The sequence below is a fragment of the Hymenobacter cyanobacteriorum genome (assembly GCF_022631375.1).
Taxonomy (GTDB): Bacteria; Bacteroidota; Bacteroidia; order Cytophagales; family Hymenobacteraceae; genus Hymenobacter; species Hymenobacter cyanobacteriorum.
On record NZ_JALBGC010000006.1, the window covers coordinates 202736 to 215738 of the forward strand.

At 61.5% G+C, this 13003-nt stretch carries 9 protein-coding genes; 4 read left to right on the forward strand and 5 right to left on the reverse strand.

The annotated features are described in order from the left end of the window. Position 1: 1 nt before the first annotated feature. The 3 genes from MON38_RS20710 to MON38_RS23045 all read left to right on the forward strand — a co-directional run bounded on the left by MON38_RS20710 (position 2) and on the right by MON38_RS23045 (position 1017). Positions 2-346 (forward strand): hypothetical protein, encoded by a 345-nt coding sequence (locus MON38_RS20710; protein WP_241938060.1) that lies wholly within the window; start codon positions 2-4, stop codon positions 344-346. 153 nt (positions 347-499) lie between these two features. Beyond that, on the forward strand, positions 500-808 hold the full coding sequence (locus MON38_RS20715) for a helix-turn-helix transcriptional regulator (protein WP_241938061.1): 309 nt from the start codon (positions 500-502) through the stop codon (positions 806-808). After that, a complete protein-coding gene (locus MON38_RS23045; protein WP_422388759.1) occupies positions 802-1017 on the forward strand; it encodes a HipA N-terminal domain-containing protein in 216 nt (71 codons plus the stop codon). Before MON38_RS20715 ends, MON38_RS23045 begins: the two co-directional genes overlap by 7 nt. Positions 1018-1225: 208 nt before the next feature. Here the strand turns inward: MON38_RS23045 and MON38_RS20720 are convergent, their stop codons facing one another. The 4 genes from MON38_RS20720 to MON38_RS20735 all read right to left on the reverse strand — a co-directional run bounded on the left by MON38_RS20720 (position 1226) and on the right by MON38_RS20735 (position 8550). Then, positions 1226-4096, reverse strand: a complete 2871-nt coding sequence (locus tag MON38_RS20720; protein WP_241938062.1) for a T9SS type A sorting domain-containing protein — start codon at positions 4094-4096, stop codon at positions 1226-1228. An 88-nt stretch (positions 4097-4184) separates the two neighbouring features. Continuing rightward, a complete protein-coding gene (locus MON38_RS20725; RefSeq protein ID WP_241938063.1) occupies positions 4185-7340 on the reverse strand; it encodes a T9SS type A sorting domain-containing protein in 3156 nt (1051 codons plus the stop codon). A 254-nt stretch (positions 7341-7594) separates the two neighbouring features. Further along, positions 7595-7753 (reverse strand): hypothetical protein, encoded by a 159-nt coding sequence (locus tag MON38_RS20730; protein ID WP_241938064.1) that lies wholly within the window; start codon positions 7751-7753, stop codon positions 7595-7597. 29 nt (positions 7754-7782) lie between these two features. Beyond that, positions 7783-8550 (reverse strand): replication initiation protein, encoded by a 768-nt coding sequence (locus MON38_RS20735; RefSeq protein WP_241938065.1) that lies wholly within the window; start codon positions 8548-8550, stop codon positions 7783-7785. Between the two features lie 1559 nt (positions 8551-10109). Between MON38_RS20735 and MON38_RS20740 the strand changes: the two genes are divergently transcribed. Further along, complete coding sequence (locus MON38_RS20740; RefSeq protein ID WP_241938066.1) at positions 10110-10319, forward strand: helix-turn-helix transcriptional regulator; 210 nt, start codon at positions 10110-10112, stop codon at positions 10317-10319. 325 nt (positions 10320-10644) lie between these two features. Here the strand turns inward: MON38_RS20740 and MON38_RS20745 are convergent, their stop codons facing one another. Continuing rightward, positions 10645-11892 carry a replication initiation protein gene (locus MON38_RS20745; RefSeq protein WP_241938067.1) on the reverse strand — a complete coding sequence of 416 codons (1248 nt, stop codon included), beginning with the start codon at positions 11890-11892 and terminating at the stop codon, positions 10645-10647. Between the last annotated feature and the right edge of the window lie 1111 nt (positions 11893-13003).

A 13003-nucleotide genomic window follows, 5' to 3' on the forward strand; every position in this document is an offset into this window, starting at 1 on the left:
TATGTCCTATACCATCACAGGCTCGGATGACCTGTTACGAAGAATTATTCGGCAGCCTCAGTTCTTCAAGGAGGTTGATGGCATTCGGAAGGCGTCCAGTGCAGCTTTTAAGCTGAAAAGTGGTGAAGACGGTTTATCGGTCGACATCATGGCATTGACGTCTTTGGGAAAAGCCATTGCTAGTCCGGTTACGCACACCGGCGCGGTGTTGTCCGCTCAGGTGCCGCTCACCTTAAGCCTGCCTTGTGTACATGACCCCATCACCGGGAATGAGGCGCACGCGTTGATTAAGAATGTCACCTCTTCTCTAGCTAAGCAATTAGCCAAGAACGCCGTTTTGATTTAGTAGTCCTGGTAAGCTGCGTAGCCTTGTGCTATTAGATAGTATCAGGGAAGATAAGCGGGGTCTTTGGGAGATGTTGTGTAGACGCAACAAACCTGCTATATCTGGTCATCTTTGTTGCGTCTACACAACATGAACTGATACATTCTTTCTGATTTGGCCATCCTGCGCGAGCTGGGTAGCAGCCTGCGCCGGGTGCGCCTGAACCGTAACCAGTCCCAGCAAGCGGTGGCGGATGCCGCCGGCATCGAACGGGCCACGTTGAGCCAGATTGAGCACGGCCGGCCCACCTCCCTGCTCACCTTTGTGCAGCTGCTGCGCACCTTGGAGCAGCTCGATGCGCTGGATGCCCTGGTGACCCGGGCAGAAATCAGCCCCCTGGCCATTGCCCGTCTGGCCAAAAAGCAGCGCCGCAACGCTTCGCTCTCCTCCCCCACCCCACCGCCCGCCTCCACGGAATGGTAGACCTCGCCCTTGTTCGCCTGTGGGGCCAGTTAGTGGGCGCCGTACGCTGGGACTCCGGCCGGGCTCTGGCCACCTTTGCCTACGACCCCGCCTTTGCCAAGTCTGGCCTGCGCGTATCGCCGCTGATGATGGAGAGCATCAAAAAGTGTGGGGCAGTCGGAGGTAGTTGTAACCGTAGTTGTTCCGCCGGCCTTGGCTCAAGAGCGTAGTGACCGCGATTGCCCCACACTTTTTGATGCTCTCTCATTCCTGGCTTCGGTTAAAAGTTTGGTACAAATGTTACAGGCCTGCTAGGCTTGGTAGGCACCAATAGCTGGAGCTGAACGGGTGCCACTTCAGCGGCTGGCAGTGCGTAAGCTGTTGGCCGCGGTCAGCAGATTGGTTCAAAAGTCGCCTGTGGAAGGGGTGAGGTGTCCCTTACTGCCCAATAACTACCTGAGTGGCGACCGGAGGCTGGGTAGCCGTTAACACGCGCACCACGTAGAGCCCCGCCGGCAGCCCTTGCACGGGAATAGCCTGCGTCCCGCCGCCCAGGGTTTGCCGCCACACCACGCGCCCGGTTATGTCCAGTAGCTGCGCCGTGGCGGGTGGTGCGCCCGCCGGACGTTCCAGCCAGAGGGTGCCATGGGCCGGGTTGGGGTAGAGAGCCACCTGGCCGGCCAGCGCCGCTGGCGCCGTCGCCAGCACTTGGGTACGGGTGAGCTTGAGGGCGAAGCGCGCCGAAGCGACGGCCCCCGTCTGGGTGAAGGCGTAGCTGGGTTGCCGGGCCAGGTCCGTGGCGGTGCCGGTTTGCGCGTCGAGCAGGTAAGCGTACGTGCCGGCCGGCAGGTTGAGCAGGCGCGTGGCCGTGAGCGTGCCGGCCCCGGCGGCGGGCAGCGCCACACTCAGGGGCAGCGTGACGTCGGCCGCTGTCAGGGCCGGGCGGCCGCTGATGGCCAGCGCCTGCGCATCGGCCCAGGCCAGGGCGGGGCCGCCGGCCGTGGGCAGGCGGGCCGCGTCGTAGCCCGCGTCGTAGCCGGCCGTGGCCCCGGCCTGGAAATACACCGTGGCCTCGTCGGCCGGGCCGCTGGCGGTGGCCAGCGTGAGCTGCACCAGCGGCCGGGTTTCGGCCGGGGCCGCCGGGGGGCTGGCGGGGGCGTAGTAGTCGCCGTAGCGCATGGCCTGGGTAAACGACACGCTGGCCGGCACCCGCGCCGAGCTGACGCGCACCAGGAAGCCCTGCCCCGGCAGCAGGTAGCGCGAGCCGCCCACCCCGTTCACGTAGGGCCGGTAGCGGCCGGCACCCACCCCAGCCGGCTCGTAGGCATACACCGCCGCGTCGAGGCCGGTGGTGGTGGCCGCCGCCGTCACCGCGTTCCAGTCCAGCACCCCGGCGTAGGGGTTGCCCAGCAGGTGGTAGCCCGACTGCGGCAGGGTGCCCCGCGTGAGCAACGTCCGGTTCACGGTGTTCACCGTCAGCAGCCCGGTCAGGGTGAGCGTGGCCGGGCCGGGGACATCCAGGCGCAGGCCCACGCCGGGCGGGAGCGCGTCGGTGAGGGCATCGGGCGAGTAGAAGCCGGTCTCGAAGTCGGCCAGGGCCGTGGTGTTGGTGCTAACCAGGCTCTGGTCGTAGCCAAACACCGTGGGCTGGGGCAGCACCGTGCCGGGGGTGGGGCTGGTGTTGTAGGCCGGATTCACCACCGGTGCGTAGCCCGGGCTGGCCGCCAGCCCGCCCACCGTGGCCGCCCGCACGGGCGGGGCGTAGAGCGTGCGCCCGGCCGGTACGGCCCGCTCCACCGTCACGGGGCCGGTCACGAAGGCGTTCGGGTCGCGCACCACCTGCGCCCCGGCCAGCAGGCGCAACGAGCCGCCCGTGGCCGGCACCGTCATAGCCGCGCCATCCTCGGTGCGCAGCAGGCGCTGCACCTGCACGGCGGCGGCCACGGCCAGGTCGGTGTACACGGTCTGGTTGCCCACGGTCAGGTTTTGAAACGTGGTGGGGGCGGTGCCGCCCAGCGTGACGGCCCCGTCGCCATCGAGCACGACGGTACTGCCCGCGTCGAGCGTGAGCGTGGCTCCGTTGTTGAGCCAGTCACCGTTCAAAGCCAGGGTGCTGCCGGCGGCCTGTTCCAAAGCGGCCCCGCTGCCCAGCGTGACGCGGCCGACGCGGGCGCTGCCGTTCAGCAGCGGGGCGCGGGTGGCGGAGCCAATGGTCACGTCGGTGGTCGGCGTGGGCACGAGGGCGGGGCTCCAGTTGCCGGCCGTGGCCCAGTCGCGGCTCATGGTCCCGGTCCAGGTGGCCATGGTGTTGGGCACGGGCGGGGTGAAGAAATAGAGGCCCGCCGGGCTGGCCGAGAAGTAGTTGGGGCCACAGCTGCCGTAGATAAGCACGCTGTACGTGGTATTGGGCAGCAGCCCCGTCAGCAGCACCGGCGAGGCGGTGCCCGTCAGCGTCTGCGGGGTGGTGCCGACCGTGGTCGGGCCGTACACCAGCACGGTGCCGGCCGTGCCGGCTCCCGGCGTGAAGCTCACTGTGGCCGTGGTGGGCGAGGTGGCCGTGGCCGCAAGGCCCGCTGGGGCCGGGCAGGGCGCGGGCGACGTAAAGGTGTACACCTGCCCGGTCGCGGGCCGCTGGGTAATGGTGCTGGTGCGTATTGTGCTGCTGGCCACCGGCGCGGCCGAGGCATCGCCGAGCGAAAGAAAACTGGTGCTGCCATCCGTCAGGCCAATGAACGCCCCAAGGTTGGTGAGCGGAGCCGGTACGGCGGCTTCCTGTCGGTACATGTACTGTACCACGTTGGTGGTTTCGTAGAGCTTGACCTGGAAGGAGATGGACGGCGTACCGGGTGGGTTACCTCCCCCCAGGTAGCGCGGCCAGCGCCAGTTGCGCCACTCCATGATGAACGTTCGGTTCGGGGCCGTGCCGAAGTAGGTATACGAAGCCTCGCCCGTGTCGCCGTTCAACTCCGGGTCGGAGAACGGGGACAGAGTTGGGCCAGCTATCCCGGCGGCTATTCCAAACTGCAGTGCGCCGTTGGAGGTCACGCTGAAGTGGGTGTAGGTGCCGTCGCCACACCGGAACGAAAACGGGAGGGCGTACAGCCGCGAGTCGTTCTCGTCCTGCTCGATGTCGCGCACCCGCACCGAACCCAACCCCTGGGCCGCGATGGTGGTAAAGGTGCCCTGACTGGCGGTGAAGCGGTAGGCGCTGATGGGTGAAGTCTGAGCCTGGCTCTGAAAGCTTAGCATCAGTAGCACGCTCAACAGGGCGGAGAGGCGGCGGGCAGCAGAAGGAAAACAGGAACGCATGGCGAAAAGAAAAGAGATGAACGTTGCAGGAGAAGGGCATGGCGTAAGTCCCCTGGTCGTGTCGAGGGCTTCCGATGCGAGGGGGCGGCTAGTGCTCCACCACTATCCGAACCACGGCCGGTGGGCCGGTGGACGTTTGCAGGCGCACTAAGTAAAGCCCGGCCGGCACCTGCTGCACCGGCAAGGCGGAGGTGCCCGCCCCGACCGTGCCCTGCCAGACGACGCGCCCGGTCACGTCGAGCAGCCGCACGGTGGCCGCCAGCGCGCCCGTTGGCCGTTCCAGCCACAACGTCGTGCGGGCCGGGTTGGGGTACAGGTGCAACTCTTGCGCCGTGCTGGCCGTCGCAGTGGCCAGCACCACGGCCAGCGGAGCCGAGGCCGGCGACGCGCAACCATTCACAGTCGCTACCACGGTGTAGATGCCCGCTGGGGCCGCGCCCGTGGCAGGGTAAGTGGCCCCAGTCGCGCCCGGAATCGGTCCAGTGGGGAGTGCCCATTGATAGGCCGCGCCGGTGACGGGGGCACTTACGCGAAGCGGCCCACCGGGCACCTGCTGCACCACGGGCTGCGCGGGCAGCGGCACCACCGTAACCGTAATAGGAGTTGAGGGCGGCCCCAGGCAGCCCACCGCCGAGGCCCCGCGCACGGTGTAGGTGCCGGCCGTGCCCACGGTGATGCTGCGCGTCGTCGCGCCGGTGCTCCACTGGTACTGGACCAGATTAGCCGGCGCGCTCAACGAGACGGTACTCCCTTGGCACACATTCAGGGAGGGGCCAGCTGGGGCGATGCTGGCCGTGACCAGGGCATTTACCGTCAGGTCGCGCTCGTTGTCGCCGCCGAGTACCGAACTGTCGGCCACGATGACGCGCACCCGGTAGCGCGTCCCGGTGGCCAGTGAGGCGGGCAGGGTGACGTTGAGCTGGCGGGTGGTGCTGGTCACGGTGGGGGTGAGGGTGAGGGTTTCGCCTTTGCGGAAGCGCCCCATCCGGTTGGACACCTGCACCCGGTAGTCGGCCGGGAGTTGGCTCAGGCTGCCTTCGGTGGTGAAAGCCAGCGCGAGCGCGCCGCCCGCGCAGTAACTTAAGGCTTGGGTGCGGGACGTATCGGCTTGAATAAACTTCTCCGAGTAGTGCAGGATGCGGCCATTGTAGCCCACCAGCCAGGCGTTATAGGAATCGGCCAGCGTGCCGCCGCTCATGGCCACGCCTACAACGTCGCCCAGCTCCGGCATCTTGGTCCAGGTCAGCCCCGCATCGGTGGTCCGAAAGCTGTCGTCGCCAAAATACCAGCCTTCCCGCGGCGAGCGGAAGTACAGGTTCAGGGAATTTGCGTCGCGTTGGCCATTGCCGCGCATGGAGCTGCGGGAGGACAGGTGCGTGGTGCTGGCCCAGGTGCGGCCCCCGTTGGTGGTTTTGGCCACGCCGTTGCTGTAAGGCATGTAGCCTACTTCGGGTGAGGTAAACACAATGCCGCGCACGGGCGTGCCGGCTGAGAAGGCGGCGGGCCAGAACTGGCTGGGAGTAATCATAAACGAGGCGCTGTCGACGCGGACCAGCCGCCAGGTCTGGCCCCCATCGTCGGAGCGGCACAGGGTCGCCGAGTCGCCGCTTGCGTACACGGTGCGGCCGACCGGCCCGGCCCAGGCCACGTCGGTGAGGCGGTGACGGGTGGGGCTGGCCCGGCGCGTCCAGTTCAGACCGCCGTCCTGGGTGGCGAAGATGGTGCCGCTGTCGCCCACCAGCACCGCCTGCCGGGGTGTACCAAAGCGCAGGGCCTGCACCCCGCCTTGGTCGGCAGACAAGCCGTAGGGCTGCTGCGGGACCTGCGGCAGTGAAAGCCGCGGGGTCCAGTGCTGGCCGCCGTCGGTGGTGCGCACCACGACTGCCTGTAGTCGGTTGCGGATGCCGTTGTAGAGGCTGGACTGTACCACCACGCAGCCCGTGTCGCGGTCCGGGAAATCGGCGGCCCGCACGGAGCCGTAGGTCAAGGGATTGCCCGAAATTGAATCCGGCTTAAAGAAGTCCCACTGCGCGCCCCGGCTGGCGGTGCGCAGCAGCTGGCGCGGCCCCCATGCCCAGCCGTGCGTGGCATCCAGCAGCCGGACTTGCTTGAGGAGGTTGCCGCCATAATCATCGAGGCCCGCGCTCTGGTTGCGGGTGCGGTTGGCCCAGGTGCGCCCGTCGGTGGCCGACACGTTGACCCGGCCGGCGCTGCCCACGTTCCAGTAGCTGTGGCCGCCGGCGGTGGTCCACAACGGGCCGGAAACGCCGGGGCCCCGGTAGGTCACCGCGTCCTGGCCTTCGGTCCAGGTGCGGCCCCCGTCGGCCGTCGCCACCACCTCGCTCCCCGACAGCGTGGCCACGCCGTGCAGGCTATCGGCAAAAGCCAGGCCCAGAATGGCCCTTTCCGGGTTCAGGAAATCGGCGCGGGCGTGCTGTTCCGTCCAGGTGCGGCCGCCGTCCTGGGTGCGGTACAGGTTGGGCGGGTAAATGAAGTACAGCGTGTTGCTCGCGACCCAGCCGTGCAGCGAATCCACGAACACGGGCGTGCTGAAGTACCGGTTCTGCTGCACCACCGGGGTGATGTCGCGGAAGGTCTGGCCGCCGTCGCGGGTGCGCAGCACCATGTTGTGGCCCTGCACTTCCCGGGTGGTCACGGCCATGCCCGGCGCCACGAAGTTCAGCAGCGGGTTAGCGGTGTTCACCAGCGGCCACGACTGCCCGCCGTCGGTGGTGTGGCGCAGGCGGGGCGTGGCGGGGCCGCCGCAGGACAAGTTGGGGTTGGTGCAAATCAGCTCTTCGTAGCTCACGTAGGCCTCGGTGGCCGAAAGGGCTTTGAGGGTGCGAATCTGGCTGCCACTGTTTTCAATCTGCTGACGCGTCCACGTCAGGCCGCCGTCGGTGGTGCGGCGCACCTCCCCAATGCCGCCGTAGGGCCGGGTAATGGGGTACACATCGGTGGGGGGCGTGAGCACGGCTACCCAGCCCACCAGCGCATTGGCGAAGCTGACGTGGGTGAGCCGGTCAGTAGTGCCCACATGAAGGGCCTGCCAGGTGCGGCCCCCGTCGCGGGTTTTGAGCGCCGTGCCGTGGCCGCCCACCACAATGGCCGTCGAGTCGTTGAAGACGTGCGCCGCCACCAGGTCGTAACCGGTAGGCAACGGGTTTTGCCATTTCCAGAAGGGCAGGCCTTGAATGGGCGCTTGCGCGTGGGCCAAGCTGGCTACGAGCAGCAGCCCGGACACCAACAGCCAATGGTGAAAACGGGCGGCGCCAGCAGCTACGGAACGCGCAAAATATGTCGGATAGGGAGAGAAAGAAGGGGTAATAGTCAGCAACATAGGCACGGTGAGGCGGGTAGTACCAGCCGCTTCTCACCACCAAGGTAAGGCGATTGTCGCGTTTTGGTGGGGGGCTTCGGGTTGCCATCAAATAGTGGCCCATTGCTGACCTTTTTGATGCCTAAAATAGTCAGCAACGGCCCTGAAAGGGAGTGTGATTAAGCGTGTGTGCCCACTTTCAGGTCGTGAGCAAATTTGTTGCAGGCGGCGACGTGGGCCGCGCTGCTGAGAATTTGCGCTGCTAACTCGGGCGTGGTGATGCTCAACGGCGCGAAAAGCCGGCCGGCGTTCTCGACCTGATGCGGAGCAGTAGGCACAGGAGCTGCGTCGGGCACCAAGTCAAAAGCTATTGTTGTGGCCGGGATTTGGCATCATCGGCCGGCAACTCAATGGGTATCAGCAGTTGCTTGGGCTCCTGTGCGTTGACGTAAAACTTAATCCGGTCATAGGCGCGGCTCGACTTCAGCAGCTCGTAGCTGACCCGCAAATCGGTGTGCTCATTGATTTGGCTCATGGCTACCTTGAGCACGTCGCGCTGAAAGTTGGCAATCGCTACGTATTGCTCCGGCTCTTTTCCTTTTGGGTCTTTCAGGTTGAGCATGTACTTGAACTCATCCAGGGTGTAGGTTTTTGTGTGGCCCACGTCCTTCCACTGCGAAACGAGCTGATAGATGCGCTTGGCAAACTTGCTCGTCAGGCTGAGCGCCGCCTGCAGGTGGTAGCTGGTGAAGTTGCTTTTTAGGTCGATGAGGTAGGGCCGCATCTTCTCCGAGATTTCCAGCTCAATCACGCCCTTGCCTTTCAGGTACTCGGCCGAGGCCAGCAGACTTATTTGGAGCACTTTGGCCTTGTCCTCGATGTGGTATATGCGGCGGTTAAGCTGTTCCGTGGAATTCAGCAGCTGCTTGTCGTTCCACTGGCGTCCGGTCAACAGTTCCAGCTCCCGCACCCGGACCAAGTACATCGTGCCGGGCTTGTCGTGGCTGCTTAGCTTGGAGAGTAGGGCAAAGACAATGTCCATCTCGCAGGCGCTCATTTCATAGCGGGCGTCGGTAATGGCATTGTGTTGCCACACCTGAACGGAGGCAACATTTTCAGCAGCAGCGGCGGACATGGCGGGGAGGGAAGGTTCGACGTTTCAAACATACATCAAAAACCCCAGGTAGGAGGAAAGTAAAAAGTTCTCCTACTTAGCTCATAAAACCTCCCTTTTGTACCAATTAAGACACTGTTGAACAATTATTCACAGCCTCACCTCGGGTTTTTGTTCGCCTTCTTCTTATCGGTTTTGAGCTGGTATGTAAGCTTAAAGAGCTGGTCTAGGTGCTTGGAATCCCCAAGGATGGTGGCCACCAGCTGGGACTGGCTGATGCCCAGCCTATCCAGACTCTGCCGGGCTGCATAGGCGCGGGCGTCCTCGGCCGGTTGCTCGAAAGGAATGGGCAGCCGCTGGGGCTGCTGACGGGCAATGGGGAAGGCAGCAGATAACGCAAGAAGTGTCCGCCCAAACGGGGCTGATGCTGGCCAACAGGATACTCACGGTGGCGCAAAAGAATTTCTAGTTAACTCGCTGACAATAAGCCTAAAAAGGCACAAACGCCGCAATGGTTTATACTTTTTTAGACCGAACCCTCTAGGTTCTGGAAGCGACTTTGAGAAACTGAGGGGTTTTGTACATAAATAACTGAAAATCAAAGTATAAACTAATATTTTTCCGAGTTTTGTACTAATTAAAACCTTATACGTCACCCCCCATTTGCACCGGGACGCTATTCACCTAACTTTCCGGACCTTAGAACTAATGCAAGATGCTCTTCGCCGGACGCCGGAACCGAATTTTCCGTTTTTTTCTCTTCTTCTCCTCTGCCTCCGCTTAGATGTCTAATATGACGTTTAGCGGATTTTCTTGCATCGCCTCGGCCAGCGCCACTACCGCATTCAGCGGTTTCCGGGCTGCCGGCCCGGGTTATCCCGGGCTTCCGCCAGCGAAGCGGTACTGATGCGCAGCAGGGTGCACAATTCGCGCACGGTAAATCCGACCCTGCCCTCTGGCCGCGGGTGATGCCGGACAATGTCGCGAAACGTCCGTCAGGTCGGCGGCTTGCCCCTTTATCCGTAGCGCGGGGTGCCAGGGGCAGAGAGGGCAAGAAGCCGGACTCCTCCCCTGCCCCATCCGCCGAATCAGCGGTACTCTCGGCCGGACCTGGCGCTGGCACGAGTTGTTCACCGGCTCGCGGGCAGAATGTATCCGCCGGTTGCGGCCGCGCTTGCTGGGTTGGTTCGCTGAAGTGTGGGGCCGCCCCGTGGCCCTGGGCCAGTTTCGTCAGCAATGCGTAAGCAAGGGAACTACGCATTCCCACATTTTCGGGCAGTTCGGCCAGCGCTAAAACGGCTTGCTGTTGATAGTCCCATAAGCAGTTGACCAATGCCGGGGCCGCCGGCCCATCCAAGGACTGGTCCGGCACGGGAAACTCCGGGAACGTTGCTAAGCCTTGCACCCGGCGCGCGAAGCCGGGCCAATCGAAGGTGGCCACGCTCCCTACCACCAACACATCTGGGTTGTAGTTGCCGAAGGAGTTCGCTCCACGTCGCCGAACTTAAGGCAGGAAAGTGGTGGTGCTCCAAGCGCGCGTTGGCATCCGTTAGCGCCTGCGCCACCAGCAGCGTAGAAGCGTGCGCGAAGATAAGGCGCGTGGGGCCGGCTATTCCCAGAAGAAGCTGGCCGACATTGCCAACGTGGAGCAGTCCACCATCAAACGCATTGAACTCCGCCAACTGGCCCCCACCCTGGACCTGCTCATTTCCCTGAGCCGGGCCCTGGCCTTGGAAGTCCGGGACTTGGTCGACGACCTGGGCATTACCAACTCCGACCCGGAAGTATAGAGGGACCACTGGAGCCAATCTCTACCCCGGCCAGTGAAAGGGCAGCTGGCTGTTGGGCAACGTTGGCAGTGGGGAAAATGAATGAGGTATCGCGCGCCAAATGCCCCAGGCTCCTCCGGCAACATCGTCCTATTGGCATCAGAAAACAGGACGGGTTTCCGCCCATACCGGTGCTGTTAACGGTTGTTTCAGCACGAGCAATTATCCCCTATCCTACCGGGCTCGGTTAAGGAGAGTTGTTCGCAAGCCCATCCCCAGCGATAAGATGGTATGCAGGAAAGCCGGTTATCCTACGCAATGAAGCCGTGCGAGTTCCCTCACCCTATTAGGTTGGGGTCCGCAAAACAAGCACCTGCTGCCCACTCCTGGTCTCGAGCACAAAACCTTGACTGAGATATATGCGCTCAATGTGTTGGTCAAAAGTTGGGGCCCGTTCGGCATGCTTAGCAAATGGCCCGGGAGTCTCATACATTTCCCGTACTTCCTCGAGTTGATAGACTGTTTCGGCCGGAACCACAGCAACCGGTTTGACCGCGGATTTGCGAACGGGATTTGCGGCAGCAACCGGCGGTGCTTCTTGGCTTCGACGAAACTCTTCCAACAGTAATTTGCCCGTAATGCACTTATACGCGTAATCAGCGGGCTTGCGAATCTTGGATTTACGGGGGCGCCTGAGTACTTCCAAAACGTAGTCCAGGTACTCAACGGAATACTGGCCCTCGGCCAAGTGCCGCCGAATAACTTCACAGCCTGCTTCTGCTACCCCCACTGCCAGTAGGTTCATTGCCCAAGGCTCCACTGCGGTAGCAGGTTTGACGACTTCAAACGGCAATTTGGTAGCAGATGGCTCCAACACCAATGGTCCCGCATTGAACGTAAAGCGGATTTGCTGCACTGCTTTGCCGACTCGCAAAAGCTCCATTTCAAACCGCAAGTCCGTATCCGCCAGTTCTTCCTGCGCTTTGTCCAATACTTTGGCTTTGAAGTTATTGAAACGGTCCGTGTATTCGTCAGGCCGGATTCCCAATCGAAAGCGCAGGTCTTCTACCGTGAACGTGCGCGCACCAAAGGTGCGGTACTCCGACAGCAACCAGTAAATCTTGAAGGAGTGGCTGCTATGCAGGCTCTTAAGCTCTGCCGTCAGACTTTTTGTGAAGTTTCCGCGCTGCGTAAGCTGCAGTAAGTAAGGAACAAAATCAGGGTTGACCTTGACAAAAAGGCCTCCACGCTGCCGCACGTACCGTGCCTTGGTGATGAATGAGATGTATTCGTAGTCCGGTTTGGTGACGCGCTCCCCGTTCGGGCCAAGCAACTCCACATACAACGTGCGGTCCAGCAAGCGCTTAGCCAAGCTCTTAATCTGCGAGTAAGCACTCCCGCCCGATTCATCGCCCACCAGTTCGGGCGCAGGTATAAAGTACTCCTTGAACTCCTCGTCGTCCGGATGGATACGGGCCAGAATCGCAGTAAAAGCTCGCCATTCAAGTGTATTTAAGACGAACGAGCTATTAATCAGCGCATTGTGCTGGCGAACTTCCGGACGAGGGGTGATGACGGTTAGCTGGTTATCCACGAAACGGCAATTTGGTAGCAGATGAGGCTTCAAGATACAAACTCCCCTAATAGCAGTCGGCAATTTAGTAGCAGATAGGGGCAATCGACAGGGCAAACAAACGGCAATTTGGTAGCAGATAGCGGCAATTTGGTAGCAAAGGCAGCACTCGCCAAACGGCAATCCGGTAGTCGCCAAACGGCAATCCGGTAGTCGTCAAACGGCAATTTGGTAGCAGATAACGGCAAAACAGTAGCAGATGTGGCTATTAAGCATCTCTTAATCAAATAGTTACAGGGCCTATAAGACTTATAAGTTTAATAAATAAGTAAAGACTAGCTAGTCTTTTTTTTTTAATTAACCTGTTAAAATTGCCAATAGCTGCGGCCGCTGAAAGCCAACGAAAAGTTTGGCTCCGCGCACCCGGGGGGCCGCCGCGGCTGGAGAAAGAAGGCTGTGGGGCAGTTTAGTTAGCAAGGCCGGGCATGAGCACCAGACCGAAGTAATCTAGCAATGACGGACAGAAGCAGGACCCATAATTCTTCTGTCATGGCAACCAAAGCCAGCGGGACGTCGCCCGACCAACGATGTAAGGAGAGCATCAAAAAGTGAGAGCTTCGAAAAGTGTGGGGCAGTAGGGGTCAGCAAGTTCCTAACCATTGCCGGCGGGACGTCTACCGATGCCGCTCAACCTAACTGCTCCACACTTTTTGAAGCTCTCCCCTACTCCAGTATGCACTAGGAACCATTACCACAGTTGTCGGAACCTTTACCATACATCGGCGGAACCTCTACCATTCTTGAGCGGAACCCCTACCACAGTTGGCGGAAGTGTTACCATTTAAGAGCGGAACTATTATCACTTTTTAGCGGAACCTTTACCAGAAATGAGCCTGCAACTAGTTCATCTCCAGTCAGTATGGCGCCCTAGAAGATAGAAGATAGAAAATTAAAGAAAAGAGAAGATGGGGCTTCGCCCATCTTTTTTTTTAGAATTAAAAAAGGGTGCGCCAGCCCACATTTTCAAACAAAGGCTTTTAAAGAAAAAGAATCGGCGGGTCCCGCATAAACGAAGCTCCGCAAGCTGACCGACCGATGTACATACATTGATTCATGCTCTGAAGTTTGGTCT